The sequence below is a fragment of the Tenacibaculum sp. Mcav3-52 genome (assembly GCF_022347665.1).
GTDB lineage: Bacteria > Bacteroidota > Bacteroidia > Flavobacteriales > Flavobacteriaceae > Polaribacter > Polaribacter mesophilus.
In genome coordinates, this window is record NZ_JAKRGE010000002.1 from 358,954 (window position 1) to 377,714 (window position 18,761).

The window sequence follows — 18,761 nt, forward strand, 5'->3', positions numbered from 1 at the left end:
AAATTAAAAGCTCTATTTTTAAACTTTTGGTAAGTGGTTAAATAATAATTTACATGCCCTCTTGTCTAAAACGGTTTGGTGTAGTACCGCTTAATTTTTTAAAAAATCTGGTAAAATGCGTTGGCTCTTGAAAATTTAAACGATAGCCAATCTCTGCAATATCTAAATCTGAAAACTTCAGTAAACTCTTGCTTTCTAACAATAAACGGTTTTGTATAATATCTTTAGCGCTTTTGCCTGTTTGTTTTTTTATCATAGTGGTTAGATAACTTGGTGTAATATTTAATGCTCTAGCATAATCGCTTACATTTTTAGTATCGACATACATTTTTTCTACCAAATTTTCAAACTTCTGTGTAATAATTTGCTCTCTAGATAAATTGTTTTGAGTAGATTTATGTCGTTCATAAATAGCCTTACAATAGTAGAGTATCGACACCAGCATACCTTCCAACATTTTTTCTTGATAAGGGTGTGGGTTTTCAAATACTGAAACCATACGTTTTACATCAAACAGCAAAGAATTCATTTCATCTTCTGTCATCATCAACACTTGATTTTCAGTCATTTTTAAAAACGGAAAATCATCTGTTAACTTAGGTATTCCATTTATTAAAAACTCCTTTTTAAACATTATGTTATACCCTGCAATATCTTCATCTCTAATCCAAGACACCACTTGCCCTGGAACTGTAAACCACAAAGGGTGATTTCCTAAGTCTAACCAATCTGTATTAATGTTTAATCGGCTGTTACCAACATAGGTTAACAAAGCTATTTGAAAAAAATCTTGTCTATATGGAGGCATGCATCGACTAGAAGCAGGCTCTAACTCATCAATTGCATGAACATCAAAATTAGGTATATGACTTCTATGAGGAAAACCAATAGCTTTATATAAATCATTACTATTTTTAAAAACAGGAACTTGTGTTTTAGACATATTGTTCTGTTGATTAAATACTTTTTTGGTAACGAAACGACCCTATATCGGTCGTTCCGTTTTGCATTTCATTACTTAATTTATTGTAGTTTCTTTTTGCTTTAATTACATCATTTTCACACCTATATCTTCTTCTGTTATAATATCCCATCCACCACCTAAGGTTTTATATATAGCAATTAGATATGTAGTTGCTGCAATTTCGCTTGTTGCTAATGAATTTTCTGAAACCAACATGGTATTTTCAGCACTTAAATAATCTATAAAATTATCTAAACCTGCCTCGTAACGTTGTTTAGCTATGGTAGCTGCTTTAGCACTGGCTGCTGATGACGCGCGTAAATTTTCTCGTCGCTGTAACTCGTTAACATAATTTGTTAATGCAGTTTTGGTTTCTTCTAGAGCTTTTAAAACTGTTTTTTCGTACTTATTTAAAGCTGCAAGCGTTAATACATCATTTTCTTTAATTCGTTGTTTTACACGACCTAAATTAAAGGCTTCCCAAGATATACTAGGTAAAATACTCCATGTAAAAGACTCTTTTTGTGCAAAGTTAGAAAAATCTACTGCCGAAAACCCAATAGAACCACCAAATTGTACTTTAGGATATAAATCAGCTACCGAGATATTGTATTTTGCAATCTGGATTTGCAAGGTTGCTTCGGCACTTCTAACATCTGGTCTGCGACGTAACAACTCGTTAATATTATCATCTAATGCAACCGATTCAGGTAAGCTTGGTAATGGCTGTTCTGTTAATAAGGTATCATCTATCTCTCCTGGTATTTCGCCAATTAACACATTTAAACTATTTTTTAAGGCTTCAATACGTGCTTTTAAAGGATGAATTGTAGCTCTGGTATTTTCTAATTGTGCCAATGCTCTTGAAACATCTAAATTACTACTTGTACCAGCTTCTAATAATTTTACTGTTAAATCGTAAGTATTTTGTTGACCTTTTAAATTACGTTCAGCAATACCTAACATGTGTTGTGTACCTCGTAACTCCATATAGTTTCTAGCAGTTTCTGCAAACATGCTAATGTATACGCTTTGCATATCTGCTAAAGCTAATTGACTGTTAGCATAAGCGCCTTTAATACGGTTAGACACACGACCAAAAACATCGGCTTCCCAAAATGCATCAAAACTACCATTAAAGTTATTGTACGTTGGGTTTGCACCGGGTACAAAAACATTTTCTCCTAATCGTGTTCTGGTATAATTACCGTTTAACGTTACCGTTGGAAAACGGTCTAATTTTGTGTTTTTTAAAAAGGCACGAGATGCTTCAAAATTAGCTACAGCAACATTAATATCTAAATTATGCTGCATAACTTTATTAATTAATGTATCTAAAATAGGGTCATTAAATTCTGTCCACCATTTTTGAGCAGTTTCTTTACTTACAAAAATACCCTCCTTTACATTATCTTTTAAAAAATAGTTAGATACATTCACACCAGACTGCACATTAAAATCGCGCTTTGTAATACCACAAGATGTTAGTATTATAGTTAGTACGACAAGATTTATATAGTTTATTTTTTTCATTATTATACTGTTTTTTTTTGGGGTTGTCCATTTTCTACCTAAATAATAAAATACAGGTGTTAAAAAAATACCGAAGATGGTAACTCCTAGCATTCCACTAAATACTGCGATACCTAAAGATACACGTAATTCTGCACCTGCACCGGTTGAAATTGCTAATGGTACTACTCCAAGAATAAAAGCCATTGCTGTCATTAAAATAGGACGTAAGCGCAATTTTGATGCTTGTATAACGGCTGTTTTTAAATCTGTTCCCTGGTCTTCTAATTGTTTTGCAAACTCAACAATAAGAATCGCGTTTTTACTTGCTAAACCAACTAATACAATTAAACCAATTTGTACCATAATATTGTTGTCTAATCCTGCTAAATCAATACCAACAATTGCCGACAGTAATACCATAGGCACAATAAAAATAACCACTAATGGTAAAACTAAACTTTCAAATTGAGCAGCTAATAATAAGAATACAAACACCACAGCTAATAAAAAAGCGATACCTGCTGTGTTACCCGTTTGTTTTTCTTGGTAGGCCATTTCTGTCCATTGATATGAAATTCCCTGTGGCAAAATTTCTTTTGCTAATTGTTCCATACGCTCTAATGCCTGACCTGAACTGAATCCTGCAGCGACATCTCCATTTAAAGATGCTGAAGGATACAAGTTAAAACGTGGTATTCTAGCTGGACCAGAAATATGTTTCTGTGTAGCTATGGTTCCTAATGGCACCATTTCTCCTTTATTGTTACGTACTTTAATACGAGTAATATCGTCTGGTGTTAAACGGTTTGGTGAATCTGCCTGTGCTGTTACTTGAAAGGTTCTACCTAAATAATTAAAATCGTTTACAAATGCAGACCCCATATAGATTTCCAATGATTGAAATATTTCATTGATATTAACTCCTAATTGTTGCGCTTTGTTTCTATCGATATCTAAATACAACTGAGGTGTTTTATCGTTAAAAAAAGTAAACACATTACTTAAAACAGAGTCTTGATTGGCAGCCAATGCTAAATTATTTGTAGCTTCTATTAACGCTGCTGTACCCAAGTTAGCACGATCTTGCAGCATCATCCTAAATCCACCAGCATTACCTATTCCTGCAACCGATGGAGGTGGAATAATAAATACAACCGCATCGTCTACAACAGCTACTTTACCACGCAATGTATTTAATAAATTGTGGTAATCAATTCCTTTTTTTGTTCTTTCATCAAAATCTTCTAATGTTATAAAAATAGCTGCTGCATTTGATGAATTGGTAAATGAAGGTGCATCAAATCCTGTAAAAGATACAGCTGTTTTTACACCATCAGTATCTAAGGTTAAATCTAAAATGTTTTTTACCACCTCATCAGTTCTACTTATTGAAGAACCAGAGGGTAACTGTACTACCGTTACAAAGTACTGCTGATCCATTGCTGGTACAAACCCTTGCGAAACACGACTGAACTCAAATCCTGTTAAAGCTATTAATCCACCATAAATTAGCATAACCATAGTACTTGTACGTATTAATTTTTGAACACTACTACCATACTTTTCAGAAATCGTATCCATAAGACGATTGAAGGTATTCCCCAAAAACACAAACGGCTTTAATACCAATGGTGTATTTTTCTTTTTAATTTTATCTTCGTGTCGCATTAATAAAGCTGCCATAGCTGGACTTAAAGTTAACGATACAAATACCGAAATAGCTGTTGCCACAGCAATGGTTACTCCAAACTGTTTATAAAACTGACCTGAAAATCCGTCTAAAAAAGCAGTAGGAATAAAAACAGCTATTAACACCAATCCAATTGCTATTAAAGCACCTCCAACTTCGTCCATAGTTTTAAAAGCTGCTTCTTTTGGTGAATAGCCTTCTTCGAGATAACGCTCCATATTTTCTACTACTACAATTGCATCATCTACCACAATACCAATGGCTAACACCAACCCAAATAAGGTTAAGTTGTTAAGAGAAAAACCAATACCTTGCATAATAGCAAATGTACCTACCAATGATACCGGAATTGCTAAAATTGGAATAATAGCTGCACGCCATGATTGTAAGAATAATAAAATTACTAAAATCACAAGGATTACGGCTTCTAAAATTGTACTGTATACTTGATCTACCGATTTTTGAATAAATTCGGTGGGGTTATATTCTATCTTGTACTCCAAATCTTCTGGAAAGCTTTTGGATAACCTTTCCATAGTTTCTTTAATACTTCTAGCGGTTTCTAACGCATTACCTCCTGGTTGTTGAAAAATAGGCATAGCAATTGCTGGCTTCTTGCCTAAATAGCCTTTTGTAGCGTAATTTTGTGCACCTAATTCAACACGACCAACATCTTTAAGTTTTACTATTCTGTTATCTTCTGCTGATTTAACGATCACATTTTCAAATTCTTCAGGTGTAATTAGTTTTCCTTGCGTCTGAATATTTACCTCGAATGCTGATTGCGTGCCTGATGGTAAGGTGTTTAATGTACCACTAGCTATTTGTACGTTTTGAGCACGTAAGGCTGCAACTACTTCACCAGCTGTCATATCTAAATTAGCAATTTTATCTGGGTCTAACCAAATACGCATGGCGTATTCTGCCGCTCCAAAAATTTGGATATCACCAATACCTTTTAATCGTGCCAACTCATCTTTAAGCTGTAACGTAGCGTAATTACCCATATAAATCTGGTCATAGGTCTCATTAGGTGAAATTAAGTTAACCAACAGTAAAATATCTGGTGATATTTTCTTTGTAGTGATTCCTAAACGTCTTACCGATTCTGGTAAACGTGGTTCTGCGATAGCAACTCGGTTTTGTACTTGTACTTGGGCGCGATCTAAATCTGTACCCAGTTCAAAGGCAATTTGTACTGTTACTCTACCATCAGCTGATGATTGGGAGGTCATATAAATCATACCTTCAACACCATTAATTTCTTTTTCTAAAGGCGCTGCTACAGTTTCTGACAGTGTCTTGGCACTCGCACCAGGGTACATAGCAACTACTTCTACCGTTGGTGGGGCTACATCTGGAAACTGTGAAACGGGTAATGAAAAATAGGATAAACCACCAACAATAAGTATGAGTACACTTAGTACTGCAGCAAATATTGGTCTTTTGATAAATATGTGACTAAATTTCATTGTATTTTGTTAAAATTTGAACATAACTCTAAGATTTTCATATCCTTATTTAAAGACATAAAACTATAAATGAGTTTATTTTTTAATATGGTTTTACTACTAACTTGTTATTGATTTACAGTTAGCTTTTTGGGATTTCTAAATTAGTTTCAACGGGGGTAACTACTGTACCTGGCCTAATTTTTTGAATATTATTAATTATCAACTTATCTGTTTCTAATAATCCTTCTCTAACAATACGAAATCCGTTAGAATGTAATGGTCCTAAAATGATGTTTTTACTGGTTACAATATTGTTTTCTCCTAAAACATAAACATATCGTAGTGACTGGTTGGTACCAATAATATCCTCTGGTATCATAATCGCTTTATGTGCTGTGCTTTCACTTATTCTAGCTTTACCAAACATTCCTGGCTCTAACAGTAAGTCTTTATTTGGTAAAATGGCTCTGTTTTCTATTGTACCTGTACTATTATCAATTTGATTATCTACGAAGTCTATTTTTGCTTCATGTAAAAACTCATCTTCATCTTGAAGTTTAATATGTACCGGAAGTCCGTCTGTGCGAACCGCTTTTCTTTCTCCATTATTTGCCAATCGTACATAACGCAAGTAATCAGACTCGCTGCTTGTAAAATAAAAGTGAATAGGGTTTGTAGCTACAATAGTGGTTAATAATGTAGAGTTTGAAGAACCTCCATCTATAAGGTTTCCTTCGTTCACACGATCTCTACTCACTAAACCTGAAATTGGAGCTTTAACACGTGTAAACTCTAAATTTAATTTAGCATCAGCCACGTGTGTTTCCGACACCTGAATACTAGCTTTAGCATACTCTAGAGCTTGTTTTCTACGATTGAATTCTTCAATAGATACTGCACCTGTTTCCTTTAAATCTTCGACACGCTTAAAATTGTCTTGTGCAATTTCTAAATTTGCTTTGGCTTGAGCTAAATTGGCATTAGCTTTATTTAAGGCTATTTTAAAAGGTCTGTCATCAATAATAAAGAGCGTCTGTCCCTTTTTTACAATTTGTCCAGCTTTAAAATTTACACGCTCTAAAAAACCACTTACACGTGCACGAACTTCTACTTTATTACTTGCTTCGAAACGTCCTGTATACTCATCCCATTCCGTAATAGTTTTGTATATAGGTGTTGTAACTTTTACAGGTAACTTTTGAGAAACTAATTCTGTTTCTTTTACTTCTGAAGAACTAAATGCATAACTAGAAACTATAACTATAAATAAGCCTATAATTGTGTAAGTTAATACTTTATTTTTTTGTGAAGTATTCTTTTTTTTCATCTTAAATTAATCATTTATTATTTGAAGGGCAAAATTAATTTAGATGTTAATGTCTTTTTTAACCAAAATTTTTGCAGGAATGACCAAAATTTAATCTTTTGCTTATTTAGCTAATAAAAAAAACTATTAAATGTTAAAAGCTATTCTACAAAAAAACGCAACCCCTTCGGATTGCGTTTTATATTTTGTGTTGTATCAAAATTATTCTTCGTTAAATAATTGCTCTTTATAAGCTGCTTTTTGAATTTGAGCTCTTCTTGTTACTGATGGTTTTACATATTGCTTTCTTTCTCTTAATTCTTGTAAAACTTTTACGTCTCTAAATTTTCGTTTATAACGTTTCAAAGCTCTATCAATATTTTCGCCTTCTTTTACTACTATTCTTAACATATGATATGGTTTTTAATTATTAAATCTTACAACATGAAAGTAACTTCACAGCACTTCATAATAAGTTCTATGATTTTTATATGATATTATTTTTTTGATTAAAAATTCTATTGAAAATAAATTTATAAAGAAACTGAAGACTAAAAAACTGATGTATAACAGAAAAATAGTGTAGAGACTTGTAGATTTTCTCCTAAAAAAAGGATAGAACATTAATATTATGACAAAGGTAGGGTTTCTTTATTGGCTCTACAAGTATTCATAGTTCTAATTCTTTTCTATAAAAAAAGCGTTACCAATATGGTAACGCTTTTTACTAAATAGTTTCTCCTAATTCTTTTAGTTTAGAAGTATTTTCCGCAAGCATTAATTCGTCTATAATTTTTTGAATATCTCCATTTACAATATTTGATAAATCGTATAAGGTTAACCCTATTCTGTGATCAGTTACACGTCCTTGCGGGTAGTTATACGTTCTAATTTTCGCGGAACGATCTCCTGAGGTTACCATCGATCCACGTTTTGCAGCGTCTTCCTCTTGCTTTTTAGCTAACTCTAAATCGTATAAACGAGAACGTAATACCTTAAATGCTTTTTCTTTGTTTTTATGCTGTGATTTTTGATCCTGACATTGCGCCACTAACCCTGTAGGAATATGCGTTAAACGTACTGCTGAATAGGTAGTGTTTACCGATTGACCTCCTGGTCCTGACGAACAGAAATAATCAATACGCACATCTTTTGGGTTGATTTCTACATCAAACTCTTCTGCTTCTGGAAACACCATACATGTTGCTGCCGATGTATGTACACGTCCTTGGGTTTCGGTTTGCGGTACACGTTGTACACGATGTACACCAGCTTCAAACTTTAAAGTTCCGTATACATCTTCACCAGAAACTTCAAACTGAATTTCTTTAAATCCACCATTGGTTCCTTCAGAAAAATCTACCGTAGATACTTTCCATCCCTTGCTTTCACAGTACTTGGTGTACATTCTAAATAAATCACCAGCAAAAATACTTGCTTCATCTCCACCCGTACCTGCACGCAATTCTACTACCGCGTTTTTAGCATCTTCTGGGTCTTTAGGAATTAGTAAAAACTTAATCTCCTCTTCCAATTCTGGAATACGAGTTTTTGCTTCATCCATTTCCATTTTAGCCATTTCTACCATTTCTGCATCCGATCCGTCAGCAATAATCTCCTTAGCTTCTTCTATATTATTTAATAAAGTTTCGTACTCGTTTGCCTTTTTTACAACCTTTCCTAAGTCTTTATACTCTTTATTTAATTGCACATAACGTTTTTGATCAGAGATAACATCTGGTTGGATGATTAAATCTGATACCTCATCATAACGTTGCTTAACTATCTGTAATTTATCTAGCATAGTATCTTTTCTTGGGGTGCGAATTTACGATTTTTTATCGAATTTTATTCATATCTTTAATTCATTAAGGCTTTTGTTATGCGAATTTTAATCTTATTTTTTACTTGTACACTACTTTTTTCTTGTCTACAAGAAAAGAAAATAAAAAAACCTACTTGGCTGTTTGGTAAATGGAAACGTATTTATAACGAAGCTGGTAAAAGAACTTACGAGTTTTGGGAAAATGATTTTTCTGGAATTGGTTTTTCCTTACAAAAAAACGATACTGTATTTAAAGAAGTCTTACACATCATTACTAAAAATGATTCTTTGTTTTTACAGGTTACAGGCGTGAATGAAACCTCGACATTATTTGCTTTTACACAACAAACTGATACTTCTTTTACTGCGGAAAACAAACTAAACGAATTCCCTAAAACAATACAATACTGGAAAGAAAACAATCTACTGAAAGCTAACGTTAGTAACGATGAGTTTTCAATTGATTTTGTATTTGAAAAAATGAAATAAAAAAATCCTCAGAGAAATCTGAGGATTATACTTTTATTTTACAGTATTAATATTCAAAAGTTCCATATTGACTTTTGATTGTTAATTTCTTTTTATCAGAAGTTTCAACTCTACCAACAATCTGTGCATTTACGTTAAACGTTTTTGAAATAGTAATAATCTCTTCTGCTATTTCTGGAGATACATATAACTCCATTCTGTGTCCACAGTTAAACACTTGATACATTTCTTTCCAATCTGTTTTTGATTGCTCTTGTATCAATTTAAACAATGGTGGAATTGGAAACATATTATCTTTTACGATGTGTAAATTATCTACAAAATGTAAAATTTTTGTTTGAGCTCCTCCTGAACAGTGAATCATTCCGTGCACTTCTTCCGAAGAAAATTTCGATAAAATTTCCTTGATAATTGGCGCATAAGTTCTTGTTGGCGATAACACTAGTTTACCAGCGTCAATCGGAGAATTTTCTACTTCATCTGTTAATTTTGTATTTCCTGAATACACTAAATCTGACGGTACTGAAGCATCAAAACTTTCTGGATATTTTTCTGCTAAATAATTATGGAACACATCGTGACGTGCAGAAGTTAATCCGTTACTTCCCATACCTCCGTTGTATTCTTTTTCATACGTTGCTTGTCCGAATGACTCTAAACCAACAATTACATCTCCTGCTTTAATATTTGCATTATCAATTACATCGGTACGCTTCATACGAGCGGTTACCGTAGAATCTACAATAATAGTACGTACTAAATCACCAACGTCAGCAGTTTCACCTCCTGTTGAATGAATCGTAACTCCAAATTCCTTCAACTCATTAATTAACTCTTCTGTTCCATTAATAATTGCCGATAAAACTTCTCCTGGAATATTATTTTTGTTACGTCCAATAGTAGAAGATAACATAATGTTATCGGTAGCACCCACACACAATAAATCATCAATATTCATGATTAAAGCATCTTGAGCAATGCCTTTCCATACCGAAATATCTCCTGTTTCTTTCCAGTACATGTATGCTAAAGACGATTTTGTTCCTGCTCCATCTGCATGCATTATTAAACAGTAATCATCATCATTTGTTAAATAATCTGGAACTATTTTACAGAAAGCTTTTGGAAATAATCCTTTATCAATATTTTTTATAGCATTGTGTACATCTTCTTTAGATGCCGATACTCCGCGTTGTGCGTAGCGTTTAGATACTTCGTTACTCATTTGTTGTGTTGTTGTTACCTGCAAATTTAGGTTTTATTACGCTTTTATCAAGAAAAAAGCGAACGTTTTTTATACGTTCGCTCTCTAAGTAATAGTTTGTTTTCTTTTATTCCCAATCTGGCATTGTCGCATTTTCAAACAATGCTGTTCTAGTTGTAGATCCTTCACTAAAAGGTACTTTATAAATTGTTTTTTTAGAAATACCATCATTGGATGTATTCACAAAGATAACTTCAGCCTCATTAGGTGATAAACGTGGGTCTAAATCATTTGTTCCATCTGCTTTTCCTTCTGATAAATCAGTAACTTCTGCCGTAGCAAATTCATATAAAAATAGATGACTGTTTAGTTGCCTATAATTACTTGATTCATATCCAGAAACATCTCTGGTATACAACAGTGAGCTTCCATCTATTGTAAAATTAATTCCACCTGCAGCTCCTTGCATTCCTGTTAAAACAGTATCAATTATATTTCCTGCCATATCAATCGTATAGATTTGTGCATTATAGCCACTTGTGTTATTGGTTTTCAGTGCTATTTTAGATTCATCATTATTCCAGTCACATTCAGTAATGTAACTACCGTCTGTTGTTTGATAAATTTGCTGTAAACCACTTCCATCTTTATTTATCAAGTATAATTTATCGTAATGCGGATATATAATTCGATCCCCGTTTGAAGACCACGAGAAATCAACTTCGTTTAAATCAAATGCAACCACAGGAACATTAGATGTTACTTTTTTAACATCTGAACCATCTGTTTTCATTGTATAAATATGAGTTTCGTTATTATCTGTTCGTAAGAAGGCTACCAAATTTGCCGCTGAGTTTTTTCTTGGTCTCCAAGAGTTTGTTGTTGGTAATGTTAACAGTAATTCATTTACAGAGGCTTCATTGATAAAATCTCCAGAGTATATTACATTATTTCCTCCCTCTTGTCGTGTATAAAAATATCTGTTATTGGGTGTTGATGTAATTTTAAATGTACTCACTGTACTTAATACTTCGGCATTAATACCATCTGATGCTCCTATTTGCCAAAAATATTTTACTCCGAATTTTAAATCGGAAACTGTGTATAAAGTGTCTTTTACATTTTCAAAAGATATAACATCATTATTTAAGTCGTTTTTAATTTCTATCCTGTATGTTATTTCATCTTCATCAGGATCAATTGATTTAAAACTTAATTCTACTGTATTATTTAAATCTTCTATGCCATTAGCTGGAGCTCTAAGCTCTGGTGCTGTTGGTGGGTCATTTAATGCTGTTTCTATATCTAATTCAAATACTATATTAATTTCTGTCCCTGCATCTAAACCTACAGGTTGAAAACCTGTTAAATACCCCTCTTTAGTGGCACTTACCGAATATTCTTGTGCTGGTACATCTTCCATTAAAAAGTAACCATCTTCATCGGTAAAACTTGTGTTATTAGTAGGTGATAATGCAATTTTTGCATTTGTAATAGGTTCGAAACTTTTCTTTTTAACTACACGACCTTTAATTGTTCCGAACTCTACATAATCTACAGTATCTTCACTACAATTAAATAAGGTTACACAAATTAAGAGTATTGTTATTTTTATTATTTTTTTCATTATTTCTTTTCTTAAAAATAAACATTTATACCTGCTCCTACTCTCCAAATAAAATCATTTCTCTTTCCTCTAACTAGCTTATCTAAGTTGTCTGAACCTAAAAGATAATTTTCTCCATAAAGAGTTAATCCTATTTTATTTGTTACTAAATACTCCAACCCTAAACCATATTGAAATTTAAACATAGGATTGTCTAGATTTTTCTCTAAAACTGAACCTACACCTATGTATGCATACGGTGTTAACCTATCGTAAGGCATCATATTGTATTCTAGAAAAACACTAGATGTTAAAAAAGTATTTTTAAAAGATTGTTCGTTTTCTAACTCAAACCTTCCTATGCTTCCTCCAAAACTAAATCGAGGGTTCTTAAAAAAATATCTGTATTTTAGGTCAAAACCAAATCTTGCTACGGGTTTTGAATAATCTCCTGAAATTATTGAAGCTCCTCCCATTACACTCATTGAGTTTTTTGCTCTTCTTGTTTCCTGCTTTCTATTAAAAAGTAATGTATTGTCTGCTTCGTTTTTTTCTTTTAAATACTCTTCTTTAAAGAGGTTAACAACCTTATCACCTCCTTGAGGAGTCCATAAACCATCTACAACACCTTCTATAATCAACTGTTCGACTGCTTTATCTATCGCTTCTTTTACAGCTAATTGCATAGGCTCATTTTTGGTTACTCCTGTTTCAACTTCCAACAATCTTCTTAAAGAAACATATCTATACAAGTTTGCTGAAATTCCTTGAGAGAGTACTGTTTTTGATACGTAAATATTTTTTAAAATTTGTCCATTTGATGTAGATACGGCTCTTAAATAAACGGTTATTCTATCTTGTCTATATTGATTAGATGCTCCAGCTCCAAAATATCGAACTCCTGAACCTCCTGTAATAATATTAGAATCATAAGAAACCACGCCTCCTTCTAAAATAATTCCAGCAAAAAGTAATGGTGGCATTTTTGTGGAATTAACTCCTTGATATTCTTGCCTTGTTGACCTTATTATTTGTCGTTCATTTAATAAATTAGCGATATTTTCTCTTTCTATTGGAGTAAACCATTTTGACTCTTCTAGTGATTTTAATAGAATTGATGTACCTCCTTGCGTTACCGCGGTACTAAATGTAGAACCGTTTTCAGTCGGCTTGTATTGTCCTGTTTGATCTCTAAATTTATAAACTCCTACGATTACTTTTTCGACAGGTAGAATATTCTTAATTAAATCGTTTTGTAAAGAGGTGTTTTCCCCTATTCTAGCATTCGTTGTTTGGAATGGCTGATTTAGGTATGCTCCACAACTAGAAAACAAGATAAAACTTAAAGAGAATAGTAATTTGAATAATAATTTTCTCATAAAATTTAAGTTATGGTTAGTCGTTTTGTTGTTAATTGTTTGGTATTATAATTTGTGTTTGTTCACCTGTTTGGGTATTTAAAATATTTACAGATAAACCTCCACTGGTAGGTGTTACTTCTACTACTAAAGATCCAAACACATAAGTTCCAACAGTTAACCCTTGATCTCCAAATTGTTCTTGAAATAAATCTTGAGATAATGAGTTTAGTAGTTGCCTGTTTAAACTATTAGTAAAGTTTTCTAAGTCTGATGGTTGTTGAAAAGGATCTTGTGTTTCTTCTTGAAAATCGTTTTGTGCATTTGCTGATGCCAAAATTTGCTGATACCCGAATGGATTATTTCCTCCAAAAAATGGATTAACTGGTTTATAAACTAGTTCTTGTGAAAAAGTAAATGAACTTATTAAAAATAAAACAATTGTTATAAGTTTGGTTGCTATTTTCATAACTTACTTTGTTTAAATTTTATAACTTAATAATGTATTTCTCTGTTTTGAGTAACTACTTAATCTTACCAAAGATGCTCTAACAGCTCGTTTAAGAAAATCTTCTCCTGGCATTGTCATGAACTCAAAAACCTTTTTATCATCAGCTTCAATAATTAAAACTGTAGTTCTTCTTAATCCTGGTTTCTCTTTTATTTTTATAATGAAAGGATACTTTAAGCCTGAAAGCAGGTATTCTTGGTAAAAAAAATCATAAAAGTCTTTCCCTATTTTTGTTATTGCTTCTTCAATAACCAATCCTTTTAACACAAAATTAGATTCGTCTATTTTTTCTTTTTTTATTATACCTACCTTTTTAGGTACTATTACTAAAGTATCTTTATCTATTAAAGTTTCCTTGTGCTTTATAAATAAATAAGCTCTTAGCTCTTCATCAGGGTTTAAGCTTAACCTTATTAATGATAGCTCTTTTTTTTCATTAGGTTTTAAAGAAAATTCTCCTGATTGTTTATTGTTAGAGTAGCTTCCATCTTTACTCTTTTTTAACACCAATAAGTTGTAATTAAACTCATCTTTAAACAATACTCCTTCATTTTCAGCTTGTGCTTTTACTGCTATAAAATTGTCTTTTTTAAGAATAAGAATTTTGGCTTTTACCTCGTTTATTTCTTGAGCATAACTTGTTGTTATACAAAGTGAAAACAGAGTAATATATTTTATTTTTCTTTTAAAGAAATTAAACCTTAGCATCATTTTAATAGTTCCTAACTATAATTGTTTTATAATTAGATTTTTGAATGATTTTTACATTTTCCATTAAAGAGTTTGTTCCGTACACCTGTAATGAATTTGCATTCCCCTGTTGAAGAATATTCATTTTTGTAGGAGAAGCATTGTAATAATCTATAAAGCTATAATAGTTGTTTTTTCCCTTTTGCCCCACTAACTGTACATCTCTAACTCCACTTTTTAATTCTGCTACATTATTTATTCCTACTTGATTTATTGTTAGGTAATTTTGATTAGCTGCTGAATAGGTAAAATCTTGTGAATTATTTAATGAATTAATATTTTTCTCTAGTATTACAAAAGAAACATCATTTCCTATTTGAGGTACAGATACAAAATATGTAGATGTTTTTTGCTGTGACATAATAGTCAGATTAAAAGTAACCAGCATTATAAATAATATTGTTTTCATATCTTTCATTACCTTCATTTTAATAAGTTAAGAGAAGAGAGAAGAGTTTCTCCCTTCTCTTAAAGTTTTATTAATAAATAAATTATAGTCCTGTTTGTTCAACACAAGCCTTATTCATATAACCTGCTTGACCGATAAAGCTAGCATTACCTGAACCTTGTGCGTCTTGAATAACAGACGCATGATTTTCTACACCAAACTGACTAATTAAACTTAAGTTAATACCAGCATCAGCGTTTTGATCAACACAAGCTTCATTCCCCGAACCTGTCTGTCCAATACCAGAAATATTTATCCCCCCTGTTGATGTTTGCGTAGTAGAAGCCATATTTCCGTTTCCAAATTGAGCTATTCCATCTATATTAAAACTACCTCTTTGTACTTGTTTAGCCTTATTATAGTTACCGACTTGTAAAATACCTGCTACACTACCTGGTGCACCATTAGTTCCTGTACTTTGATCTTGGTGAGCTAAATTTCTTCTACCAGATTGTGCTACAATAGCTACATTATTATCATAACGTTGTTTTTGAATAGAAGTATTTTGACGTCCTGTTTGGTAAGCATATGCTCTGTTATTTTCTGCCCAACCTACACCTACATCTTGTTGTGCGTAGTTTTTATATCCTACTTGATTTACAAAACCAGAATTGTAATCTCCATGTTGTTTAATGTCGGTTTCGTTCTTTCTTCCTCTTTGGTATACAGTCGCTTCGTTTCCTAAACCTCCAGAAAATCCTTGGTTTTGACCATCTTGATCGATATTTGATAAGTTACCTACTCCAGTTTGAACTACACTTGCATCATTCATGTGTCCTGTTTGATCTACGTAACTCGTGTTTATTGCTGCTCCTCTATCTCCATAAGAAGGACCTACTTGTGCTACTGAACATCCTAAACAGTTAGCTTTTGGTGTTGGTAATGGGTTTGCGAACTGTGCGAAAACGGTTCCTGAAGCTAAAAAAATAGCTGCTAATAAAAAATTTTTCATAATAGATAATTTTAAAATACGTTAATTGATTTTTAGCATACTCTATGTATGATATAAGCATACAAATACTAATAATGCTTATTATGGGAGAATGCTAAGTAAATAAGGGTAAGATAAAATTATGGGGTAAAATGTAAGATTAGTTTGGTAACTGTAATTACATCCATCAGTTTAAAATAAAACTGTAAGAATCTATATATAGACTGTTTGTTTAAACATAGCTAATATACAATTTTTTTTAGCTTCAAAAACCAATCAAGATTTCTTTACTTAAAAAAATAAAATAAGAAAAAGCCAAAAACACGCTATAAACGTAGTCTTTGGCTTTGTTTTTTTATTTTCATTTTTATTAAAAAAAGGGGTTTTCCCCCTTTTTTAACAAATGTTTTTTCTCATTCAAAACAGGTTACTTTATCTAGTAAATAAAAGCTCCCTGTACTTAGTTAAAGGCCATAAATTATCATCTACCATTAATTCTAATTTATCACAGTGATAACGAATTTCGTCAAAATAAGGTTTCACTTTGTTACAATAAGCATCTGCATTTTTTTGTCCTTCTAGTTTATTTGCCTTTTTACGTTCTTCAATCATATCTTCTACTTTAGAGTTAATTTCAGCGATATGATTAGATATTTTCTGAATTAAATCGATTTGTTCGTTAGCGTATTTCTCAAAATTATTTCCAAAAATCTCTTTCAGTCCTCTTACATTTTCTATCAACGTATTTTGGTATTGAATAGCAATAGGTATAATATGGTTTCTTGCAATATCACCTAGCACTCTACTTTCTATTTGTATTTTCTTTGAATATTCTTCTAACTCGATTTCATGACGAGCTTCTACCTCAACCTTATTCATCACTTTCATTTCTTCAAAAAGAGAAATTGCTTTTTCAGAAACTTTTGCTTTTAATGCTTCTGGAGTTGTTTTGTTATTCGACAACCCTCTTTTCTTAGCTTCCTTTTCCCATGCTTCTCCATAACCATCTCCTTCAAATCGAATATTCTTTGATGCTTTAATATATTCTCTCAATACATTAAATATGGCTTCATCTTTTTTAAGTTTTTTGGTATCAATTAACTTATCAACTTCTTCTTTAAATTCATTCAGTTGTCTTGCTATAATTGTATTCAATACAGTCATAGGCCCTGCGCAGTTAGACCATGAACCTACTGCACGTAGCTCAAATTTATTTCCTGTAAAAGCAAAAGGTGAAGTTCTGTTTCTATCTGTGTTATCTAATAAAATTTCTGGAATTTTCCCTACAATGTTTAATTTTAAATCTGTTTTTTCTTCAGGTGATAGTTTTCCTTTCGTTACATTTTCTAGCTCATCTAATACCGATGATAATTGTGAACCTATAAAAACTGATATAATTGCTGGTGGTGCTTCATTAGCTCCTAAACGATGATCGTTACTAGCACTTGCTATCGACGCTCTAATTAATTCTTCGTAATCGTGAACTGCTTTGATGGTATTTACAAAAAAGGTTAAGAATTGTAAGTTTTTCATCGGGGTTTTCCCTGGACTCAGTAAATTAACTCCTGTATTGGTAGATAAACTCCAGTTATTATGTTTTCCTGAACCATTAATCCCTGCAAATGGCTTTTCATGGAATAACACTTTGAATTTATGACGTTGCGACACTTTCTCCATCACATCCATTAATAATGAATTGTGATCTACTGCTAAGTTTGCTTCTTCAAAAATTGGCGCTAACTCAAACTGATTTGGTGCTACTTCATTATGTCGTGTTTTAACAGGCACTCCTAAGAGCATACATTCATTTTCCAAATCACGCATAAAGTTCAATACTCTAGTAGGTATTGATCCAAAATAATGATCGTCTAACTGTTGTCCTTTTGCTGGTGCATGTCCTAACAATGCTCTTCCTGTCATCATTATATCAGGACGTGCTGCTGCTAATGCTGTATCAATTAAAAAGTATTCTTGTTCCCAACCTAAGGTTGCGTTTACTTTTGTTACATTTTTGTCAAAATATTTACAAACTGCTGTCGCCGCAGTATCAACCGCTTGTAATGCTCTTAATAAGGGTGCTTTATTATCTAACGCTTCACCTGTATATGCCACAAAAACAGTTGGAATACATAAGGTCGTACCATAAATAAACGCTGGTGATGTTGGATCCCATGCCGTATAACCACGTGCTTCAAAAGTATTTCTAATTCCTCCGTTAGGAAAACTTGATGCATCTGGCTCTTGTTGTACTAACTGACCTCCATCAAACTTCTCCATTGCTCCTCCTCCGTCAACAGTTTCAAAAAACGCATCGTGCTTTTCTGCTGTAGATCCCGTTAAAGGCTGAAACCAGTGTGTATAATGCGTTGCTCCTTTAGATAATGCCCAATCTTTCATGCTTACCGCAATCTGATCAGCGGTTTTCCTATCAATCTTAGTCCCAAATTCAATAGCATCCATTACACTTTGATATGCCTCTTTGGTCATATATTGACGCATTGCTTGCTCATTAAATACGTTTTTACCAAACAATTCTGAACGACGTTCGTTTTCTTCTACTACAACAGTTTTTCTATGTAAAACCTCTTGTAATGCACTGAATCTTAAAGTTGACATATAATAAAATATTAAATTAGACACTCAAAAATACAAACTTTAAACAAAACACCCCTAAAAAAACAGGGGTTAAATTAACTTAAAGTTAATTTTA

General features: G+C 32.5%; 14 protein-coding genes. 1 reads left to right on the forward strand and 13 read right to left on the reverse strand.

The window, feature by feature from the left end; translation table 11 throughout:
- Nucleotides 1-49: 49 nt before the first annotated feature.
- From MHM83_RS07635 to prfA, 5 genes are all read right to left on the reverse strand, one after another.
- A complete protein-coding gene (locus MHM83_RS07635; RefSeq protein WP_073181540.1) occupies nucleotides 50-943 on the reverse strand; it encodes a helix-turn-helix domain-containing protein in 894 nt (297 codons plus the stop codon).
- 105 nt (nucleotides 944-1,048) lie between these two features.
- The gene (locus MHM83_RS07640; protein WP_239179079.1) at nucleotides 1,049-5,641 is read right to left on the reverse strand and encodes a multidrug efflux RND transporter permease subunit; all 4,593 of its coding nucleotides are present in this window, start codon (nucleotides 5,639-5,641) and stop codon (nucleotides 1,049-1,051) included.
- Nucleotides 5,642-5,762: 121 nt separating this feature from the next.
- Nucleotides 5,763-6,950: an efflux RND transporter periplasmic adaptor subunit gene (locus MHM83_RS07645; RefSeq protein ID WP_239179081.1), complete on the reverse strand. Its 1,188-nt coding sequence runs from the start codon at nucleotides 6,948-6,950 to the stop codon at nucleotides 5,763-5,765.
- A gap of 201 nt (nucleotides 6,951-7,151) precedes the next feature.
- Nucleotides 7,152-7,340 carry a 30S ribosomal protein S21 gene (rpsU, locus tag MHM83_RS07650; protein WP_047788404.1) on the reverse strand — a complete coding sequence of 63 codons (189 nt, stop codon included), beginning with the start codon at nucleotides 7,338-7,340 and terminating at the stop codon, nucleotides 7,152-7,154.
- Nucleotides 7,341-7,656: 316 nt separating this feature from the next.
- Nucleotides 7,657-8,733, reverse strand: a complete 1,077-nt coding sequence (gene prfA, locus MHM83_RS07655) for a peptide chain release factor 1 (RefSeq protein WP_047788405.1) — start codon at nucleotides 8,731-8,733, stop codon at nucleotides 7,657-7,659.
- 78 nt (nucleotides 8,734-8,811) lie between these two features.
- Here prfA and MHM83_RS07660 point away from each other — a divergent pair, with 78 nt between their 5' ends.
- Nucleotides 8,812-9,243, forward strand: a complete 432-nt coding sequence (locus MHM83_RS07660; protein WP_053056640.1) for a hypothetical protein — start codon at nucleotides 8,812-8,814, stop codon at nucleotides 9,241-9,243.
- A gap of 46 nt (nucleotides 9,244-9,289) precedes the next feature.
- Here MHM83_RS07660 and MHM83_RS07665 read toward each other — a convergent pair whose 3' ends face one another.
- The 8 genes from MHM83_RS07665 to MHM83_RS07700 all read right to left on the reverse strand — a co-directional run bounded on the left by MHM83_RS07665 (nucleotide 9,290) and on the right by MHM83_RS07700 (nucleotide 18,667).
- A complete protein-coding gene (locus MHM83_RS07665) occupies nucleotides 9,290-10,468 on the reverse strand; it encodes an AIR synthase related protein (protein ID WP_159489962.1) in 1,179 nt (392 codons plus the stop codon).
- A gap of 106 nt (nucleotides 10,469-10,574) precedes the next feature.
- Nucleotides 10,575-12,074, reverse strand: coding sequence for a carboxypeptidase regulatory-like domain-containing protein (locus MHM83_RS07670; RefSeq protein ID WP_159613147.1), 1,500 nt, complete (start codon nucleotides 12,072-12,074; stop codon nucleotides 10,575-10,577).
- An 11-nt stretch (nucleotides 12,075-12,085) separates the two neighbouring features.
- Nucleotides 12,086-13,432, reverse strand: coding sequence for a CsgG/HfaB family protein (locus tag MHM83_RS07675; protein WP_047788408.1), 1,347 nt, complete (start codon nucleotides 13,430-13,432; stop codon nucleotides 12,086-12,088).
- A 31-nt stretch (nucleotides 13,433-13,463) separates the two neighbouring features.
- Complete coding sequence (locus MHM83_RS07680; protein WP_047788409.1) at nucleotides 13,464-13,880, reverse strand: curli assembly protein CsgF; 417 nt, start codon at nucleotides 13,878-13,880, stop codon at nucleotides 13,464-13,466.
- A gap of 12 nt (nucleotides 13,881-13,892) precedes the next feature.
- Nucleotides 13,893-14,633: a curli production assembly/transport protein CsgE gene (locus MHM83_RS07685; protein ID WP_239179083.1), complete on the reverse strand. Its 741-nt coding sequence runs from the start codon at nucleotides 14,631-14,633 to the stop codon at nucleotides 13,893-13,895.
- A 1-nt stretch (nucleotide 14,634) separates the two neighbouring features.
- Nucleotides 14,635-15,033: a hypothetical protein gene (locus MHM83_RS07690; RefSeq protein WP_047788411.1), complete on the reverse strand. Its 399-nt coding sequence runs from the start codon at nucleotides 15,031-15,033 to the stop codon at nucleotides 14,635-14,637.
- A gap of 130 nt (nucleotides 15,034-15,163) precedes the next feature.
- Complete coding sequence (locus MHM83_RS07695; protein WP_073181552.1) at nucleotides 15,164-16,072, reverse strand: hypothetical protein; 909 nt, start codon at nucleotides 16,070-16,072, stop codon at nucleotides 15,164-15,166.
- A 411-nt stretch (nucleotides 16,073-16,483) separates the two neighbouring features.
- Nucleotides 16,484-18,667 carry a glutamine synthetase III family protein gene (locus MHM83_RS07700; RefSeq protein ID WP_073181554.1) on the reverse strand — a complete coding sequence of 728 codons (2,184 nt, stop codon included), beginning with the start codon at nucleotides 18,665-18,667 and terminating at the stop codon, nucleotides 16,484-16,486.
- Between the last annotated feature and the right edge of the window lie 94 nt (nucleotides 18,668-18,761).

Coding starts and splice junctions, on each gene's coding strand:
- rpsU (WP_047788404.1), bottom strand. CDS start 7,340: ATGTTAAGAATAGTAGTAAAAGAAGGCGAAAATATTGATAGAGCTTTG.
- MHM83_RS07635 (WP_073181540.1), bottom strand. CDS start 943: ATGTCTAAAACACAAGTTCCTGTTTTTAAAAATAGTAATGATTTATAT.
- MHM83_RS07685 (WP_239179083.1), bottom strand. CDS start 14,633: ATGATGCTAAGGTTTAATTTCTTTAAAAGAAAAATAAAATATATTACT.
- MHM83_RS07700 (WP_073181554.1), bottom strand. CDS start 18,667: ATGTCAACTTTAAGATTCAGTGCATTACAAGAGGTTTTACATAGAAAA.
- MHM83_RS07665 (WP_159489962.1), bottom strand. CDS start 10,468: ATGAGTAACGAAGTATCTAAACGCTACGCACAACGCGGAGTATCGGCA.
- MHM83_RS07690 (WP_047788411.1), bottom strand. CDS start 15,033: ATGTCACAGCAAAAAACATCTACATATTTTGTATCTGTACCTCAAATA.
- MHM83_RS07670 (WP_159613147.1), bottom strand. CDS start 12,074: ATGAAAAAAATAATAAAAATAACAATACTCTTAATTTGTGTAACCTTA.
- MHM83_RS07675 (WP_047788408.1), bottom strand. CDS start 13,432: ATGAGAAAATTATTATTCAAATTACTATTCTCTTTAAGTTTTATCTTG.
- MHM83_RS07640 (WP_239179079.1), bottom strand. CDS start 5,641: ATGAAATTTAGTCACATATTTATCAAAAGACCAATATTTGCTGCAGTA.
- MHM83_RS07695 (WP_073181552.1), bottom strand. CDS start 16,072: ATGAAAAATTTTTTATTAGCAGCTATTTTTTTAGCTTCAGGAACCGTT.
- MHM83_RS07660 (WP_053056640.1), top strand. CDS start 8,812: ATGCGAATTTTAATCTTATTTTTTACTTGTACACTACTTTTTTCTTGT.
- prfA (WP_047788405.1), bottom strand. CDS start 8,733: ATGCTAGATAAATTACAGATAGTTAAGCAACGTTATGATGAGGTATCA.
- MHM83_RS07680 (WP_047788409.1), bottom strand. CDS start 13,880: ATGAAAATAGCAACCAAACTTATAACAATTGTTTTATTTTTAATAAGT.
- MHM83_RS07645 (WP_239179081.1), bottom strand. CDS start 6,950: ATGAAAAAAAAGAATACTTCACAAAAAAATAAAGTATTAACTTACACA.